At 62.9% G+C, this 16,233-nt stretch carries 16 protein-coding genes; 13 read left to right on the forward strand and 3 right to left on the reverse strand.

The annotated features are described in order from the left end of the window. Nucleotides 1–26: 26 nt before the first annotated feature. A complete protein-coding gene (locus tag CIC12_RS16340) occupies nucleotides 27–3,314 on the reverse strand; it encodes an Rne/Rng family ribonuclease (RefSeq protein WP_168665141.1) in 3,288 nt (1,095 codons plus the stop codon). Nucleotides 3,315–4,044: 730 nt separating this feature from the next. Here CIC12_RS16340 and CIC12_RS16345 point away from each other — a divergent pair. The 4 genes from CIC12_RS16345 to CIC12_RS16360 are packed head-to-tail and all read left to right on the forward strand — an operon-like array spanning nucleotide 4,045 to nucleotide 7,158. Further along, a complete protein-coding gene (locus CIC12_RS16345; RefSeq protein WP_168665142.1) occupies nucleotides 4,045–5,070 on the forward strand; it encodes an RluA family pseudouridine synthase in 1,026 nt (341 codons plus the stop codon). Beyond that, entirely contained in the window at nucleotides 5,063–5,722 is a 660-nt protein-coding gene (locus CIC12_RS16350) for an HAD-IIIA family hydrolase (RefSeq protein ID WP_168665143.1), read from the forward strand. Before CIC12_RS16345 ends, CIC12_RS16350 begins: the two co-directional genes overlap by 8 nt. 8 nt (nucleotides 5,723–5,730) lie before the next feature. Next, on the forward strand, nucleotides 5,731–6,123 hold the full coding sequence (locus tag CIC12_RS16355; protein ID WP_168665169.1) for a Rieske (2Fe-2S) protein: 393 nt from the start codon (nucleotides 5,731–5,733) through the stop codon (nucleotides 6,121–6,123). Between the two features lie 30 nt (nucleotides 6,124–6,153). Then, the gene (locus tag CIC12_RS16360; RefSeq protein ID WP_168665144.1) at nucleotides 6,154–7,158 is read left to right on the forward strand and encodes a S49 family peptidase; all 1,005 of its coding nucleotides are present in this window, start codon (nucleotides 6,154–6,156) and stop codon (nucleotides 7,156–7,158) included. 83 nt (nucleotides 7,159–7,241) lie between these two features. Here CIC12_RS16360 and CIC12_RS16365 read toward each other — a convergent pair whose 3' ends face one another. Together CIC12_RS16365 and CIC12_RS16370 are read right to left on the reverse strand one after the other, a co-directional pair. Then, on the reverse strand, nucleotides 7,242–7,961 hold the full coding sequence (locus tag CIC12_RS16365) for an SAM-dependent methyltransferase (RefSeq protein WP_168665145.1): 720 nt from the start codon (nucleotides 7,959–7,961) through the stop codon (nucleotides 7,242–7,244). Next, the gene (locus CIC12_RS16370; RefSeq protein WP_168665146.1) at nucleotides 7,958–8,575 is read right to left on the reverse strand and encodes a Maf-like protein; all 618 of its coding nucleotides are present in this window, start codon (nucleotides 8,573–8,575) and stop codon (nucleotides 7,958–7,960) included. The genes CIC12_RS16365 and CIC12_RS16370 overlap by 4 nt, the downstream gene beginning before the upstream one ends. A 256-nt stretch (nucleotides 8,576–8,831) precedes the next feature. Between CIC12_RS16370 and CIC12_RS16375 the strand changes: the two genes are divergently transcribed. From CIC12_RS16375 to CIC12_RS16415, 9 genes are all read left to right on the forward strand, one after another. Then, nucleotides 8,832–9,476: a DUF177 domain-containing protein gene (locus tag CIC12_RS16375; RefSeq protein ID WP_168665147.1), complete on the forward strand. Its 645-nt coding sequence runs from the start codon at nucleotides 8,832–8,834 to the stop codon at nucleotides 9,474–9,476. Between the two features lie 101 nt (nucleotides 9,477–9,577). Beyond that, a complete protein-coding gene (gene rpmF / locus CIC12_RS16380) occupies nucleotides 9,578–9,757 on the forward strand; it encodes a 50S ribosomal protein L32 (RefSeq protein WP_006051932.1) in 180 nt (59 codons plus the stop codon). A gap of 124 nt (nucleotides 9,758–9,881) precedes the next feature. Beyond that, on the forward strand, nucleotides 9,882–10,988 hold the full coding sequence (plsX, locus tag CIC12_RS16385) for a phosphate acyltransferase PlsX (RefSeq protein ID WP_168665148.1): 1,107 nt from the start codon (nucleotides 9,882–9,884) through the stop codon (nucleotides 10,986–10,988). Then, complete coding sequence (locus CIC12_RS16390) at nucleotides 10,988–11,977, forward strand: beta-ketoacyl-ACP synthase III (protein ID WP_168665149.1); 990 nt, start codon at nucleotides 10,988–10,990, stop codon at nucleotides 11,975–11,977. Before plsX ends, CIC12_RS16390 begins: the two co-directional genes overlap by 1 nt. Nucleotides 11,978–12,075: 98 nt before the next feature. Continuing rightward, a complete protein-coding gene (fabD, locus tag CIC12_RS16395) occupies nucleotides 12,076–13,011 on the forward strand; it encodes an ACP S-malonyltransferase (protein ID WP_168665150.1) in 936 nt (311 codons plus the stop codon). Between the two features lie 108 nt (nucleotides 13,012–13,119). Continuing rightward, nucleotides 13,120–13,866, forward strand: coding sequence for a 3-oxoacyl-ACP reductase FabG (fabG, locus tag CIC12_RS16400; protein ID WP_168665151.1), 747 nt, complete (start codon nucleotides 13,120–13,122; stop codon nucleotides 13,864–13,866). A 154-nt stretch (nucleotides 13,867–14,020) separates the two neighbouring features. Continuing rightward, a complete protein-coding gene (gene acpP, locus CIC12_RS16405; protein ID WP_121315318.1) occupies nucleotides 14,021–14,260 on the forward strand; it encodes an acyl carrier protein in 240 nt (79 codons plus the stop codon). Between the two features lie 231 nt (nucleotides 14,261–14,491). Then, on the forward strand, nucleotides 14,492–15,730 hold the full coding sequence (gene fabF / locus CIC12_RS16410; RefSeq protein WP_168665152.1) for a beta-ketoacyl-ACP synthase II: 1,239 nt from the start codon (nucleotides 14,492–14,494) through the stop codon (nucleotides 15,728–15,730). Between the two features lie 114 nt (nucleotides 15,731–15,844). Beyond that, nucleotides 15,845–16,228 (forward strand): protein YgfX, encoded by a 384-nt coding sequence (locus CIC12_RS16415; protein WP_342030543.1) that lies wholly within the window; start codon nucleotides 15,845–15,847, stop codon nucleotides 16,226–16,228. Nucleotides 16,229–16,233: the final 5 nt, after the last annotated feature.

Here is a 16,233-nt window from a genome sequence, read left to right on the forward strand (position 1 = left end):
GGCTTTTCGGGGGGCAGCGGGGCGGCTTACTGCGGATGCTTGCCCGTTTCCACCTGTTGCATCGGCGCGTTGTCGAGTGGCGCAAGCGGCTTGCGCTCGCGCACCCGGCGAGCCGGCTTGACGGTCTGCGCAGCGGCTTCCTGCGCCGCACGCAGCTTGTCAGCGTCGGTGTTCACCCAGACGAGACCGGCTTGTTCCAGCACCGGCTTCAGGGCTTCAGCCGACACGGCGCCGCTACGCGGTGCCTGCGGTGCCTGTGGTGCGGTAGCGGGCGCCGGCTCGATCACGGCCGGTTGTTCCGCCGACACCACCGCCGGCTGCGATTCGACGATTTCGGGCTGAGGCGCCGGCGCAACTGCAGGTGCCTCGACTGCCACGGCCGGAGCTGGGGTGTCGACGACCGGAGGCTGTGCAGCCGGGGCTTCACCCACCGGCGCTACTGCCGGCGTTTCGACCTGCGCTTGAGCCGGAGCTTCGGCGCGTGCCACCGGTTCGACCAGCGAAACTGTTTCGCTGGCAGCCGGTGCGGCTTGGGCCGCTTCGGCTGGTGCGACGGCGGCTTGTGCCACCGGCGCTTCCGCGACCGGCTCTATCACAGCCGGCGCGACCGGCGCCTGCTCGACCGGTACGACGGTTTCCGTCTTCGCAGCCTTCTCGACGGCCAGTGCCGGCGTTTCGGTTGCCGCGTGCAGTTCGGTCACGACGGCGGTTTCGGTCGCGACGGCGGCGACCACCACTTCGACCGGCGTCACGTCTTTTGCTTCGCTGACCTCGGCCTTGTGCTCGACCGGCTGACGAGCTGCGCGCCCCTGCGCGTCGTCGCTGACGTTGGCGTTATCGCCTTCGGCTTCCGCGACGTCCGCTGCGAGGTTGCCGTTCACGTCCTCTTCACGCTCACGACGGCCACCACGACGGCCGCGACGGCGACGACGACGCTCTTCACCTTCACCGGTCACTGCTTCCTGATCGAGCGGCGCACCGTTTTCGCTCAGGGCCACCTGGCTGCGCGCCAGTTCGTCTGCCGCTTGCGCGTCAGGTTGTGCGGTGGTCAGCGCGTCCGTGGTTTCCGTTTGCTGCTTGCGACGTTCGCCGCGCTCAGCACGCTCGCCACGTTCACGGCGCTCGCCGCGTTCCTGACGTTCGCCACGCGGTGCGCCTTCGACCGCGTCCGCACGATCCGCGCCGCGATTGTCGCGCTCACGGCTGTCGCGGCCCTCGCGCGCATCACGCGGCTCGCGGCCTTCACGGGCCTCACGCGGCTCACGTGCTTCACGATTGCCACGCGGTTCACGCGCTTCGCGCGGCTCACGGCCTTCGCGTGCTTCACGCACGTCACGGCCTTCACGCGGTTCGCGTTCCTCGCGACGCTGCGACGGCTGCTGGCCTTGAGCCTGACGGCCGCCGGTCGTGCCTTCGCCGCGACCCGCCGCATCACGGCCACCCGTGCCGCCACGGCGATTACGGTTGCGATCGCCGCCGCGTTCGCCGGTGCGCTCACCGCGCTCACCGCGCTCCGTGCGTTCGCCGCGTTGCGGACGCGCCTGCTTCTCCGTCGTAGCCGGCGCGACAGGCGCGGGTGCGGCCGGCTGCATGCCGAACAGGTTCTTCAGCCAGCCGATGAACCCGCCGCTCGCCGGCGTGACCGCCACCGGAGCTGGGTTTGCCGCCGGACGAACCGGCGCGCTCGGCGCCGGCTTTTCAGGCGTGATGCCCTTGACCGCCGCTTCCTGCTTCGGCTTCACTTCCTCGGCGCGCTTGCTATAACCGGTTTCCGATTCCAGCTCGCGAGCCGCTTCTTCGGCCATTTTCCACGAAGCGCGCGGCTCGTCGAGGCGCGCATCGTCGTGACGCAGGCGCTCGAGCTTGTAATGCGGCGTGTCGAGATGCTTGTTCGGAATCAGGACGACGTTGACCTTGAAACGCGACTCGATCTTGTTGATTTCGGCGCGCTTTTCGTTCAACAGGAAGGCGGTCACTTCGACCGGCACCTGGCAATGGATCGCCGCGGTGTTTTCCTTCATCGCTTCTTCCTGGATGATCCGCAGCACTTGCAGCGCGGACGATTCGGTGTCGCGGATGTGGCCCGTGCCGTTACAGCGCGGGCAGGTCACGTGGCTGCCTTCCGACAACGCCGGACGCAGACGCTGACGCGAGAGCTCCATCAGGCCGAAACGCGAGATCTTGCCCATCTGGACGCGCGCGCGGTCATGCTTGAGCGCGTCTTTCAGGCGCTGCTCGACTTCACGCTGGCTCTTGGCCGATTCCATGTCGATGAAGTCGATCACGATCAGGCCGCCCAGGTCGCGCAGGCGCAACTGGCGGGCGACTTCGTCAGCGGCTTCGAGGTTGGTGCGCGCGGCGGTTTCCTCGATGTCAGCGCCCTTGGTGGCGCGCGCCGAGTTCACGTCGATTGCGACCAGCGCTTCGGTATGGTCGATCACGATCGCGCCGCCCGAGGGCAGCGGCACCGTGCGCGAATACGCCGTTTCGATCTGGTGTTCGATCTGGAAGCGCGAGAAGAGCGGCACGTCGTCGTGGTAGCGCTTTACCTTGCTGACGTTGTCCGGCATCACGATGTCCATGAAGGCACGGGCCTGGTCATGGATTTCGGTGGTGTCGATCAGGATTTCGCCGATGTCCGGCTGGAAATAGTCGCGAATTGCGCGGATCACGAGGCTCGATTCGAGATAAATCAGCATCGGCTGGCCGCTCGAACCGCTTTGCGACGCGGCTTCGATCGCGCGCCACAACTGCATCAGGTAGTTCAGATCCCACTGCAGTTCTTCGGCGCTGCGGCCAATGCCGGCCGTGCGCGCGATGATGCTCATGCCTTCCGGCAATTGCAGCTGCGCCATGGTTTCGCGCAGTTCCTGACGGTCGTCGCCCTCGATCCGGCGCGACACGCCGCCGCCGCGAGGGTTGTTGGGCATCAGAACGAGATACCGGCCAGCGAGCGAAATGAAGGTGGTGAGAGCCGCGCCCTTGTTGCCGCGCTCTTCCTTTTCGACCTGGACGATCAGTTCCTGACCTTCCTTCAGCGCGTCCTGAATGCGCGCGGAGCGCATGTCGACGCCGTCGCGGAAATATTGGCGGGCAACTTCCTTGAACGGCAGGAAGCCATGGCGGTCTTCGCCGTAGTTGACAAAACACGCTTCGAGCGACGGCTCGATGCGGGTAATGATGCCCTTGTAAATATTGCCTTTGCGCTGTTCGCGGCCGGCGGTTTCGATGTCGATATCAATGAGTTTTTGCCCATCGACGATGGCGACGCGCAGTTCTTCCTGCTGCGTCGCGTTGAACAACATTCGTTTCATTGAACGGCTCCAGAGCGGCTTAGCTTACCCCCGGCTGCGCGGTTGTCAGTCGCGAGAGCCTTGAGGGCAGCGGCATGCCGCGCCTTATTGTGTTTTCACAAGCACGCTGGAGCGGGAGAAATGGCGGGAGAATTGCCTGAGAGGGCCCGGCCCCATTAAAAAATGGGCGCGGTGCCGCAGGGCACATGCGAACACGGCTTCAAATAACGACCCGACACGCCGCGGGTTCTGCCGGCAGACCTTCATAAGCCTTCCGTCCGCTCTCGCCGGTGCGCCAACTGGGCGCGTGACCGGAGGGCCGGAGGCTGCGGTCATGCCGCAGCGGGAAGTTCGCGCAGGCGGCGCGTCTTTTCCTGCTGGGGGTGTCTCGCCTCATTTTGACGTCGCCATGTCTTGCACTTTCTACAAGACGCCTTGGGCGCACGCCGTATTTTCGCAACCTGCAGCTTCGTACAGCTGGGCGTCCAACCGCCCGATACCGAAGCTGAAAGTTAAATTCTTTTTTACCAAATTCCGTTACCGTCGAAGTCGACCTTGACCGAACGCGCCTGTGGGCGCCGTCCCTGCCGGGTACTGACTTCGTGCGTGCAACTTGTTGCATCTCATTTGAGGGTGAGCAACCAGACCCCGGCGCAAGTAAAATAACGGTTTATCGCTTGCACCGCGCAATCCGCCCGAATTCCGGTCACTGCGCCGGCCGCCGCGGACTACTGGGCAAATTATATTCAGAATGAAAGAGTTAGGCAAAATATCCCAGAAATCGGTCGCAAGCGACCAGGTCTCGATGATCGAGATCGACGACAGCGCGGCCGGACAGCGCATCGACAACTTCCTCTTGCGCGTCTGTAAAGGCGTGCCCAAGAGCCATATCTATCGCATCCTGCGCAGCGGCGAAGTGCGAGTCAATAAGGGCCGGATAGATGCGCAGTACCGGCTTGAACTCGGCGACCTGGTGCGCGTGCCGCCTATCCGTGTCGCGCAGCCGAACGAAGCCGTGGCGCAGGCACCCGTGCCACACGCCAATTTCCGGATCATCTTCGAAGACGACCACATGCTCGTCATCGACAAACCGGCTGGCGTCGCGGTTCACGGCGGCAGCGGCGTCGCGTTCGGTGTGATCGAGCAGATGCGCGAAGCGCGGCCGCACGCGAAATTCCTCGAACTGGTGCATCGGCTGGATCGCGAAACCTCCGGCATTTTGATGCTCGCCAAGAAGCGCAGCGCGCTCGTCAATCTGCACGAGCAGATTCGCGAGAACAAGATGGATAAGCGCTACTATGCTTGCGTCCACGGCGAATGGGCTAGCGACTGGGGCCGCCGCCGCGCGGTCAAGGAACCGCTGCACAAATATCTCACCGCGGACGGCGAGCGCCGCGTGCGCGTGCAGACGGACGGCCTCGCGTCGCATACGGTTTTCAATCTGATCGATCGCTGGCCGGAGTACGCGCTGCTCGAGGCGGAACTCAAGACCGGCCGAACGCATCAGATCCGCGTTCATTTGCAGCATCTGGAACTGCCGATCGTCGGCGACGCAAAGTACGGCGACTTCGCGCTGAACAAGGCTCTGGCTCGCGCCAACGCCAAACCTGGTCTGAAGCGCATGTTCCTGCACGCGTACCGGCTGAAACTTGCGCATCCCGCCACCGGCGCGCCGCTGCAGTTCGAGGCGCCGTTGCCGGCCGAGTGCCGCGGCTTTATCGCACAGCTCAACGAATTACAAAATGGGTCAAACCCGGAGACGACACCGCATGGCTAGAGAGCAATTTGATCTGATCGTCTTCGATTGGGACGGCACGTTGATGGATTCGACGGCGCACATCACGCGCAGCATCCAGGCGGCCTGCCGCGATCTCGGCCTGCCGGTTCCCGCCGACGAAGCCGCGAGCTACGTAATCGGCCTCGGCTTGCGCGAAGCGCTGCAGATCGCCGCGCCGACGCTCGATCCGTCTGAATATCCGCGTCTGGCCGAGCGCTATCGCTTCCATTATCTGGTCAAGGATCAGACCACCGAGCTCTTCGCCGGCGTGCGGGAAATGCTGCAGGAATTACGCGACCAGGGCTACTTGCTGGCCGTGGCGACGGGCAAGAGCCGGGTCGGGCTGAATCGCGCGCTCGACCAGTCGCGCTTGATCAGCCTGTTCGACGGCACGCGTTGCGCCGACGAGACCTTTTCCAAGCCGCATCCCGCCATGCTGCACGAGCTGACACGCGAATTGGGGCAGGATCCGGCTCGCACTGTGATGGTCGGCGATACGACGCATGATTTGCAAATGGCGATCAACGCGGGTGTCGCAGGTATCGCCGTGACCTATGGGGCGCATCCCGCCGGCTCGCTGAGCGCGCTGTCGCCGAAATTCATCGCGCCGAGCGTGAGCGCGCTGTCTGGTTGGTTGCAAGAGAACGCATGAGCACCGATATGGCCGCAGCGGCGGCGCAAGCGGTTCGTGTTTGCGCCGCGGCAGAACTGGTCGACGGCGGCGCGGGTGTGAGATGCGCGGCGCGGCTCGACGGGGGCGACGTCGTGGTGTTTTTCGTTCGCTACGACGGGCGGGCCTACGGTTACCTGAACCGCTGCGCGCACGTGCCGATGGAGCTTGACTGGGCCGAAGGACAGTTCTTCGAATCGTCCGGTTTATACTTGATGTGCGCGACACATGGCGCGATTTACGCGCCGGATACGGGCAAATGCGTCGGTGGTCCGTGCCGCGGCGGCAGATTACGTCCGGTTCAGGTGGAGGAGCGGGATACGCCGGAAGGCCGCGCCGTGTTCTGGCTGCCCGACGACGAACTGACTCCTGCCACGCCCTGATTTTCCCCTTCGATCTTTCCAGACTCCCGCATGTCCGACAATTCGACTCCCGAGCCGCAGGACCCTTCCCCAACTGGCCGCTCCCGCTTGCCCGCCGATGCGCCCGGCTGGGAGCGTGCCGCGCTGGAGCGTATCGCGCTCGCGGCGATCACAGAACAGCGCGCCGCACGCCGCTGGAAGATTTTTTTCCGGTTTCTCTTTCTGGTCGTCCTGCTGCTGCTTGTCTGGGGCGCGTTCAGCTTTTCTGGCGACAGAGTCGCCGTCACAGGTCGTCATACGGCCATGATTGCACTTGACGGCGAAATCTCCGCAGATACAAACGCGAACGCCGAAGATGTCAACGCGGCGTTGCAAAGCGCGTTCGAGGACTCAGGTACCGCCGGCGTGATCCTGCGGTGTAATAGCCCGGGTGGCAGTCCGGTGCAGGCAGGGATCATTTATAACGAGATTCGCCGCCTGCGCGCGAAGTATCCGTCAATTCCGCTCTATGCTGTGGTCGGCGACATGTGCGCGTCGGGCGGCTATTATGCGGCTGCAGCGGCTGACAGGATTTACGTGGACAAGGCAAGCATCGTTGGTTCGATCGGCGTGCTGATGGACAGCTTCGGCTTCACCGGCTTGATGGACAAGCTGGGGATTCAACGCCGTCTCCATACATCGGGCGAGAACAAGGGCTTTTTTGATCCGTTCTCACCAGAAACGCCGAAGATGGACGCGCATGCGCAGGAGATGCTCGATCAGATCCACGCGCAATTCATCGACGCGGTGCGTCAAGGGCGCGGCAAGCGTCTGCATGAAACGCCGGAGATGTTTTCTGGCCTGTTCTGGACAGGGCAAAAGAGCGTCGAGTTGGGCCTCGCCGACGGTTTCGGCGACTCGGACCATGTCGCACGCGATCTTTTCAAAGCGCCGGATATCGTCGATTACACGGTAAAAGAGAGCATTACGGACCGCGTTGCGCGCAAATTCGGCGCGGCGGTCGGCAGCGGGGCCGTCAAGGCAATGGCGTTAGGGGAAAAACTGAACCTGCGTTGATTTATGCGGATGCAAAAAGCCCCGCGCGATCGCTGCCGATCGTGCGGGCTTTTTTGCGCATGGGGTACATGTCGGATGCCGGGTCAAATCGCCAGCAGCAGGAAAATGGCCGGCCGTTTGTGCAGGTCTAGTGCCGGTTTCTTCTTCCAATCAGCCACGCTGCGGCTCGCGATGATTTCCGTGTCCAGCGTCAGATCGACTGCTACGCATACGAGCGTGGCCGGTGCGCATGTCGCCAGCAACGTGTCGAGCAACTGACGATTTCGGTACGGCGTCTCAATAAAAATCTGCGTCTGCTTGCCCTTGCGCGACTGCTGTTCCAGGTCGCGCAGGCGCTTGGCGCGCTCAGCGGTGTCGACCGGAAGATAGCCGTGGAACGCGAAGCTTTGGCCGTTGAGCCCAGAAGCCATCAGGGCCAGCAGGATCGAACTCGGTCCGACAAACGGGACGACTTTCACGCCGCGTTCATGCGCGCGGCGCACCAGCAGCGCACCCGGGTCCGCGACGGCCGGACAGCCGGCTTCCGAGACGAGGCCCGCGTCCGTGCCGGCGAGAAGCGGCGCGAGCAGCTTGTCGATTTCGCCTCCCGGCGTGTTGACGTTCAATTCTCGAATCTCGATTTCCTGGATCGGCTTTTCGGTGCCTACTTTCTTCAGGAACGCGCGCGTGGTTTTCGCGTTTTCGCCTATGTAGTAGTGCAGCGCCGCCGCGCGGGCGCGTACCGGCGCGGGCAGGACGGCGTCGAGCGCATCGGCGTCTCCTTCGCCGAGCGTGTTCGGAATCAGATAGAGCGTGCCGCTCATTGCGCCTCCAGAAGTGGGTAACCCGCTGCCAGCAACATGCGTGTCAGTGCGATCAACGGTAGGCCGACGAGGGCGGTGGGGTCGTCGGAATGGATGGCTTCGAGCAGCGCGATGCCAAGCCCTTCGGATTTGGCGCTGCCGGCAACGTCATAGGGCGTTTCGGCCCGGAGATAGGCTTCCAGCGCGACGTCCGGCAGATCGCGAAACTGCACGCGGGTGATTACATCGACGGTTTGCGCGGTGCCCGAGCGGCTGTCGAACAGGCACAGCGCACTATGAAACAGCACTTCGCGACCACGCATTGCCTCCAATTGCGCGAGCGCCTTGTCATGCGATCCGGGTTTGCCGATCTGCAGGCCGTCATAGGTGGCCACCTGGTCGGAGCCGATCACGAGCGCGGCGTCGGCGGCGCCGAGTGCGTCGGCCACCGCGCGGGCCTTGGCCTCGGCGAGCCGCAACGCGGTGGCCTCGGGTGTTTCGCCGGCGAGCGGCGTTTCATCGATCGCCGGCACGACGACGTCGAACGGAACGCGCAGGCGTTCGAGCAACTCGCGACGATACGGCGAACTCGACGCCAGAATCAGGCGTGGTGGGCGATTGGCGGAATCTGGCATGGTCAAGCAACGGGTAGGAATGCGAGGCGTACGGGGTTGCGCGGAGCTCGCACACGTACGGGCTTAAGTGTTTGACTCGAAAAGACAAAACGGATATGATTTTCGGCTTTTCATCGGTATGCTTGCACTAGGCGAGTCCCGGTGTGTTCGACAAAGCTCCAAGCGAGCAGTCGGTCGAACACGGTGCCGCGGGCTTGACGGGCTGTCTCGCAAACCGGCTTACCCCGGCGAAATCCTTGCCGGCGCAGGAGCGCACATGACTCAACATCCTGGCAACCCTGCTGGTCTGCCCGACCCGCATGAGCTCGATCTGTTCGAATTTGCGCGAAGTGGGCGTCAGGCCGCGGGTGTCGTGCGCGTCTCGCAACTGCCGCGCATGTTAAACGAAGTCCCGGCAGAAGCGCCAGACCGCGATACCGCGTTCACCTGGCAAGCCGAAGGGGCGACGCAACCGGAATTGCAGGATGACGGCACCGAGGGTCCGCAGCCTTATTTGAGGATGGCGGTTCACGGCGCCGCATGGCTCGAATGTCAGCGGTGTATGACGCCGTATCCGCAGGCGTTCAACATCGATGCAACTTACCGGATCGTCAACACTGAGGCGGAAGCCGAAGAGTTTCCGCTCGACGAGGATGAAGTCGAAGTGATCGTGGGCTCGCGCCAGTTCGATCTCGTCGACTTGATCGAAGAAGAGTTGCTGCTTTCCTTGCCGCTCGTGCCAAAGCACGAAGTCTGTCCCGAGGTGCACGAGAGCCTGGTCTCTGGTGTGGCCGGTGCCGAAGGCGAGGGCGACGAAGCCGCGCAGGACGAAGCTGGCGAGGGCGATGAGCCCAAGCGGCCCAATCCGTTCGCGGCGCTCGAAAGTCTCAAGCGCGGTGAGCCGGGCGACAAGAAGCACTGAACAGTTGCATGGGAGCGCGATGCGGGCGCATTGGCCATTCGGCCAATGGCGGACACCGGATCGGGCTGTGTTAGAATTCGGAAAATTTTTAGGAGTTAGTCATGGCAGTTCAACAAAATAAGAAGTCGCCGTCGAAGCGCGGTATGCACCGTTCGCACGATTTCCTGACGGCAGCGCCGCTGGCCGTGGAACCGAGCACGGGCGAAGTGCATCTGCGTCACCACGTTAGCCCCAACGGCTACTATCGCGGCAAGAAAGTCGTCAAGACGAAGAACGACTAATCGTTTCACTGCGTTGCGCCCTTTGGCGTTTCGCGTGGCGATCGGCTCGCTTGACATTTTCCTGGTTCGGCAAAAAGGCGGCATTCAACTGCCGCTTTTTTGTGCCTGAAATTCGTCGCACTCCATGACAGTAAAGCTCACGATAGATTGCATGGGAGGCGACCACGGCCCGTCCGTGACCGTTCCCGCTGCCGTCAACTTCGTTCGTTCGCATCCCGACGCGCAGCTGCTGCTCGTCGGCATTGAAAGTGCGATTCGTGCGCAGCTGAAGAAGTTGAAGGCTCAGAACCTTCCGGCGCTCACCGTCGTGCCTGCTTCCGAGATCGTCGCGATGGACGATCCGGTCGAGGTCGCGCTGCGCAAGAAAAAAGATTCGTCGATGCGCGTGGCGCTGAACCGCGTCAAGGAAGGCGAGGCGCAAGCCTGCATTTCCGCCGGCAACACCGGTGCGCTGATGGCGGTCTCGCGTTACGTGCTTAAAACGCTGGCAGGCATCGAACGCCCGGCCATCGCGTTCGCGCTGCCCAATCCCAATGGCTACACGATGATGCTCGATCTCGGCGCCAACGTCGACTGCGAGCCGCAGCATCTGCTGCAGTTCGCCGAGATGGGGCACGCGCTCGTGTCGGCGCTCGAAAGTAAGGAGCGGCCCACCATCGGACTACTCAACATCGGCGAAGAAGTCATCAAGGGCAACGACACCATCAAACGTGCCGGCGAACTGCTGCGCGCGAGTACACTTAACTTTCACGGCAACGTCGAAGGTAACGATATCTTCAAGGGCACGGTCGACGTCATCGTCTGCGACGGTTTTGTCGGCAATGTCGCGCTGAAGACGTCGGAAGGTCTCGCGCAGATGCTGACCAATATCATCAAGGAAGAGTTCGGACGTTCGTGGCTCACCAAGGTGATGGCCGTGCTCGCGATGCCGGTATTGATGCGCTTCAAGAAACGCGTCGATCACCGGCAATACAATGGCGCCGCGCTGCTCGGTCTGCGCGGACTGGTGATCAAAAGCCACGGTTCGGCCGATGCCTACGGGTTTGAGTGGGCTATCAAACGCGGGTATGATGCCGTCAAAAACGGCGTGCTGGAGCGCCTTGCGCGAGCGATGGAAGAGAACGCCGGTTCTCTCGAACAGGCGGCGCGCGACGCAAGCGGTGCGGGTCACGCAAGCCCGATCGCCGGCCAGCCTGCCGAGCCCTACGCTGCGCAATCCTCGAAGGCATAATGGCTCAATCCACAATTTATTCCCGCGTGCTGGGTACCGGCAGCTATCTGCCGCCCAACCGCGTCACCAATCAGGATCTGGCTGAACGTCTCGCCAGCCACGGCGTCGAGACGAGCGACGAATGGATCGTCGCCCGCACGGGTATCCATGCGCGCCACTTCGCCGAACCTGATGTCACCACCAGCGATCTCGCATTGATCGCGTCGCAGCGCGCGATCGAAGCGGCCGACATCGATCCGCAGTCCATCGATCTGATCATCGTCGCAACGTCCACGCCGGACTTCGTGTTTCCGAGCACGGCGTGTCTGTTGCAGAACAAGCTCGGCATCAAGAACCACGGCGCCGCGTTCGACGTACAGGCCGTCTGTTCCGGCTTCGCGTACGCGGTGGCGACGGCGGACAGCTTCATTCGCAGCGGCCAGCATCGCACGGCGCTCGTGATCGGTGCGGAAACCTTCTCGCGCATTCTGGACTTCAACGACCGCACCACCTGCGTGCTGTTCGGCGATGGCGCTGGCGCGGTGATCCTGCAGGCGTCCGAAGAGCCGGGCGTGCTCGCGAGCGCATTGCACGCGGACGGCAGCCATTCGAACATTCTCTGCACGCCGGGTAACGTAAACGGCGGCGTGGTCGCCGGTAGCGCGTTCCTGCACATGGACGGCCAAGCGGTCTTCAAGCTCGCCGTCAACGTGCTCGAAAAAGTCGCGGTCGAGGCGCTCGAGAAAGCCAATCTGACAGCCGGGCAGATCGACTGGCTGATTCCGCATCAGGCCAATATCCGCATCATGCAAAGTACTTGCCGCAAGCTCGGCTTGCCGCAGGAACGCATGGTCGTCACGGTGGGCGAGCACGGCAATACGTCGGCTGCGTCCATTCCGCTCGCATTTGACGTCGCGGTACGCGACGGGCGCATCAAGCGCGGCCAGAATGTGCTGATCGAAGGCGTCGGCGGCGGCTTCACCTGGGGTGCGTCGGTTATCCGCTTTTGATAGCGGCCGCGACGAGCGCTGCTTGCGGCGCCCGTGTGCCGGTGTGAGATCGACGCCGCGCGCCACCCACATCTGACTAAATCGATTTTGGGGACGTTATGAAATTTGCGTTCGTTTTTCCTGGGCAGGGTTCGCAGTCGGTCGGCATGCTCAACGCATTCGCCGATCATGCGATCGTGCGCGAAACGGTTCAGGAAGCGTCCGACGCGCTCAATCAGGACCTCGGCAAGCTGATCGCCGAAGGCCCCCTCGAAGATCTGAATCTCACCACCAACACCCAGCCGGTCATGCTGACCGCGGCCTACGCGGTCTATCGCGCATGGCAGCAGGCAGGCGGTCCGGCGCCGGCAATCGTCGCGGGCCATAGCCTCGGCGAATACACCGCACTGGTTGCCGCTGGCGCGATCGCGTTTCGCGATGCCGTGCCGCTCGTGCGTTTTCGCGCGCAAGCGATGCAGACCGCGGTGCCGGTCGGCGAAGGCGGCATGGCCGCGATTCTCGGCCTCGACGACGACACGGTGCGTGCAGTGTGCGCGGAAGCGTCGGTGGCGGGTGTCGTCGAAGCGGTGAATTTCAATGCGCCTGCGCAAGTGGTGATCGCCGGGCATAAGGCTGCGGTCGAAAAGGCCTGTGAGGTGGCGAAGGCGAAGGGCGCCAAGCGCGCGTTGCCGCTGCCGGTGTCGGCGCCGTTCCACTCGTCGCTGCTCAAGCCGGCGTCGGACCAGTTGCGAGCGTATCTGGCGAGCGTCAACGTGCAGGTGCCGGCCATTCCGGTCATCAACAACGTCGATGTCGCCGTGGTCAACGAACCGGCCGCGATCAAGGATGCCTTGGTGCGCCAGGCAGCCGGCGCAGTGCGCTGGGTCGAGAGCGTTCAGGCAATGGGTGCGCAGGGCGTCACGCACGTGATCGAGTGCGGTCCGGGCAAGGTCCTTGCGGGTTTGACCAAGCGTATCGACGGCAATCTGGTTGGCGCGTCGGTGTTCGATCCGGCGTCGCTCGAGGAAACCCTGAAGCTCGTGACGGCAGGCTGAAGGCCAAGTCGCATCGTAAGCGCCGGAAGAGCGGCGCTTGAGCGCCGCCGCATCACGCATCGGCATCAGGAATCAATCAGCCCCTTAGACGGGCATCTGGACTGACAGATGGAAAAGACTCTCGACAAGCAGATCGCAATCGTGACGGGCGCCTCGCGCGGCATCGGACGTGCGATCGCCATGGAACTGGCGCGCCAGGGCGCGACAGTGATCGGCACGGCGACTAGCGAAAGCGGCGCCACGGCGATCACCGAAGCGTTTAATGCGGCCGGCGTGAACGGTCGCGGTGCGGTGCTCGACGTGAACGACGCGGCTGCGGCGGAAGCGCTGATCGATGGCACGGTGAAGGAATTCGGCGCGCTGCACGTGCTGGTGAACAACGCCGGTATCACGCAGGATCAGCTTGCCATGCGTATGAAAGACGACGACTGGGACGTGGTGATCGACACCAATCTGAAGTCGGTGTTTCGTCTGTCGCGCGCGGTACTGCGTCCGATGATGAAGGCGAAGGGCGGCCGCATCATCAACATCACTTCCGTGGTCGGCTCGTCCGGCAACCCCGGACAGATCAATTACGCCGCCGCCAAAGCGGGCGTCGCAGGCATGACCCGTTCGCTCGCACGCGAGATCGGCAGCCGCAACATCACCGTGAATTGCGTGGCGCCGGGCTTCATCGATACCGACATGACCAAGGGTCTACCGGAAGAGCAGCAGACCGCGCTGAAAACGCAGATTCCGCTGGGCCGTCTCGGCAGCCCGGACGACATCGCGCATGCCGTCGCGTTCCTCGCGTCGCCGCACGCAGGGTATATCACCGGCACGACGCTGCATGTGAACGGCGGAATGTACATGTAGTGGCCAAATTCGGTTACTATCCGCGCCTTGACGCGTTTGCAAAAGCGTAAGGCGCATGCCTTGACAGGAACCCGATGCGCTGCTTTTTTGCCGGGTCAAACCTGATAAAATGCGCGCACCTGTATTTTTGAACTTCTTTTCCCTTGGAGGGGTAATGGACAATATCGAACAGCGCGTCAAGAAGATCGTCGCAGAACAACTGGGCGTTGCGGAAGCTGAAATCAAGAACGACGCTTCGTTCGTGAACGACCTCGGCGCCGACTCGCTCGACACCGTCGAGCTCGTGATGGCCCTCGAAGACGAATTCGGCATGGAAATTCCGGATGAAGAAGCCGAGAAGATCACCACCGTTCAGCAAGCGATCGACTACGCTCGCGCGAACGTCAAGGCCTAAAGTCATTCGCGCCTGCGTTTCTGCGTTGGCGGCGTATGAAGCCCTGCCGTGTCGGTTGCCGACGCCAGCAGGGGTGGCGCTTTTTGCCGCGCCTTTTGCCATGCAGGAGCCAGCGATGCTGACAGCGCAATTTTTCGCGCGATTGCCGACTTAACAGCCACAGGGCACACAGGGCAGATTCCTGTGGCCGCTGTGGCTTTTGCTTTTGTCATCTATGAAAAAGGGGTTACCGTGAGCCGCCGTCGTGTTGTTGTTACAGGCCTGGGGCTGATTTCGCCTGTTGGCAATAATGTTGCCGACGGCTGGGCCAATCTGGTCGCCGGCAAGTCGGGTATTGCCAATATCACGAAGTTCGATGCGTCGAACTTTTCGACTCGTTTCGCCGGCGAGGTGAAGGGCTTCAATATCGAGGACTACATTCCCGGTAAGGAAGCGCGCCATATGGACACGTTCATCCATTACGGCGTGGCTGCAGGCATTCAGGCGATGCAGGACAGCGGCCTCGAAGTCACCGAAGAGAATTCGGAGCGTATCGGTGTGGTGGTCGGCTCGGGCATCGGCGGTCTGCCGATGATTGAAGTGACGCAAACCGAACTGCTCAATCGTGGTCCGCGCCGTATCTCGCCGTTTTTTGTGCCGGCGTCGATCATCAACATGATTTCTGGTCATCTGTCGATCAAGTTCGGCATCAAGGGTCCGAATCTCGCTATCGTCACTGCGTGTACCACCGGTCTGCATTGCATCGGCGAGGCTTCGCGTCTGATCGAATACGGCGACGCCGACGTGATGATCGCGGGCGGTGCGGAATCGACCGTGTCGCCGCTCGGTGTCGGCGGCTTCGCGGCGGCGCGTGCGCTGTCTCAGCGCAACGACGATCCGGCCACCGCGAGCCGTCCGTGGGACAAGGACCGCGATGGTTTCGTGCTGGGCGAGGGTGCCGGCGTGATGGTGCTTGAAGAGTACGAGCACGCGAAGGCGCGGGGTGCGAAGATTTATGCCGAAGTCAGCGGCTATGGGATGAGCGGCGACGCTTACCACATGACGGCGCCGCTGGAAGACGGCGACGGCGCACGCCGCTGCATGCTGGCCGCGTTGAAGAACGCAGGCATCAACACCGATCAGGTGAATTACCTGAACGCGCACGGCACGTCCACGCCGCTCGGCGATCTGGCTGAGACCACCGGCATCAAGCGCGCATTCGGCGACCATGCCACAGACATGGTCGTGAACTCGACCAAGTCGATGACGGGTCACCTGTTGGGTGGCGCGGGCGGTCTGGAGTCGGTGTTTACCGTGCTGGCCGTGCATCATCAGGTGTCGCCGCCGACAATCAACATCTTCAATCAGGATCCGGCCTGCGATCTGGACTACTGCGCGAACACCGCGCGGGAGATGAAGATCGACGTCGCGCTGAAGAACTCGTTCGGGTTCGGCGGCACGAACGGCACGCTGGTCTTCAAGCGCGCCTGATCGCCTGAGCGGGTGACGCGCCACTCGACGACGCCGGCCTGGCCGGCGCTTCCCCTTGCATCGGCAACGCCCGAAGGAGCGACGCAGCGGATTGCGCTGCGTCGCTCTTTGTCCATTGGCCTGGCATTGGGCATCTTCGTCCTGATGGCAACGTCGGCCGTCTACATCAGCGTCGCCTCGCGTCTGGGCGCGTTGCAGGCCGTTCCGTTGACGCTTGCCGTGGGAGCGTTGCTCACGCTTTGTGCGCTCAGGTACGAGCGTGCGCAGCCAGTCGCGCTGCGGATCGGCCGGGACGCGTTATCGGTCTGGGGCCGCTCAGGCACGCTGCTGGCGCAGGGACGGATCGCTGGCTGTTCGCAGTGGAGTGGCCGCTTGCTGGTCCTCACGCTCAAGCCGGAAGAAGGGCGTACGAGCACGCTGTTGCTTGCTGCCGACTCGCTTCCGGCGCCGCATTTCCGTGAATTGTCGGTGTTGGGCCGACGCGCCGCCGGTACCTGACTGTA

The sequence above is a fragment of the Paraburkholderia sp. SG-MS1 genome (genome assembly GCF_012275575.1).
GTDB lineage: Bacteria > Pseudomonadota > Gammaproteobacteria > Burkholderiales > Burkholderiaceae > Paraburkholderia.

What these genes read in the sequence shown, in the direction of transcription:
- CIC12_RS16340 (WP_168665141.1), bottom strand. Translation starts at nt 3,314, where the DNA reads ATGAAACGAATGTTGTTCAACGCGACGCAGCAGGAAGAACTGCGCGTC.
- CIC12_RS16345 (WP_168665142.1), top strand. Translation starts at nt 4,045, where the DNA reads ATGAAAGAGTTAGGCAAAATATCCCAGAAATCGGTCGCAAGCGACCAG.
- CIC12_RS16350 (WP_168665143.1), top strand. Translation starts at nt 5,063, where the DNA reads ATGGCTAGAGAGCAATTTGATCTGATCGTCTTCGATTGGGACGGCACG.
- CIC12_RS16355 (WP_168665169.1), top strand. Translation starts at nt 5,731, where the DNA reads ATGGCCGCAGCGGCGGCGCAAGCGGTTCGTGTTTGCGCCGCGGCAGAA.
- CIC12_RS16360 (WP_168665144.1), top strand. Translation starts at nt 6,154, where the DNA reads ATGTCCGACAATTCGACTCCCGAGCCGCAGGACCCTTCCCCAACTGGC.
- CIC12_RS16365 (WP_168665145.1), bottom strand. Translation starts at nt 7,961, where the DNA reads ATGAGCGGCACGCTCTATCTGATTCCGAACACGCTCGGCGAAGGAGAC.
- CIC12_RS16370 (WP_168665146.1), bottom strand. Translation starts at nt 8,575, where the DNA reads ATGCCAGATTCCGCCAATCGCCCACCACGCCTGATTCTGGCGTCGAGT.
- CIC12_RS16375 (WP_168665147.1), top strand. Translation starts at nt 8,832, where the DNA reads ATGACTCAACATCCTGGCAACCCTGCTGGTCTGCCCGACCCGCATGAG.
- rpmF (WP_006051932.1), top strand. Translation starts at nt 9,578, where the DNA reads ATGGCAGTTCAACAAAATAAGAAGTCGCCGTCGAAGCGCGGTATGCAC.
- plsX (WP_168665148.1), top strand. Translation starts at nt 9,882, where the DNA reads ATGACAGTAAAGCTCACGATAGATTGCATGGGAGGCGACCACGGCCCG.
- CIC12_RS16390 (WP_168665149.1), top strand. Translation starts at nt 10,988, where the DNA reads ATGGCTCAATCCACAATTTATTCCCGCGTGCTGGGTACCGGCAGCTAT.
- fabD (WP_168665150.1), top strand. Translation starts at nt 12,076, where the DNA reads ATGAAATTTGCGTTCGTTTTTCCTGGGCAGGGTTCGCAGTCGGTCGGC.
- fabG (WP_168665151.1), top strand. Translation starts at nt 13,120, where the DNA reads ATGGAAAAGACTCTCGACAAGCAGATCGCAATCGTGACGGGCGCCTCG.
- acpP (WP_121315318.1), top strand. Translation starts at nt 14,021, where the DNA reads ATGGACAATATCGAACAGCGCGTCAAGAAGATCGTCGCAGAACAACTG.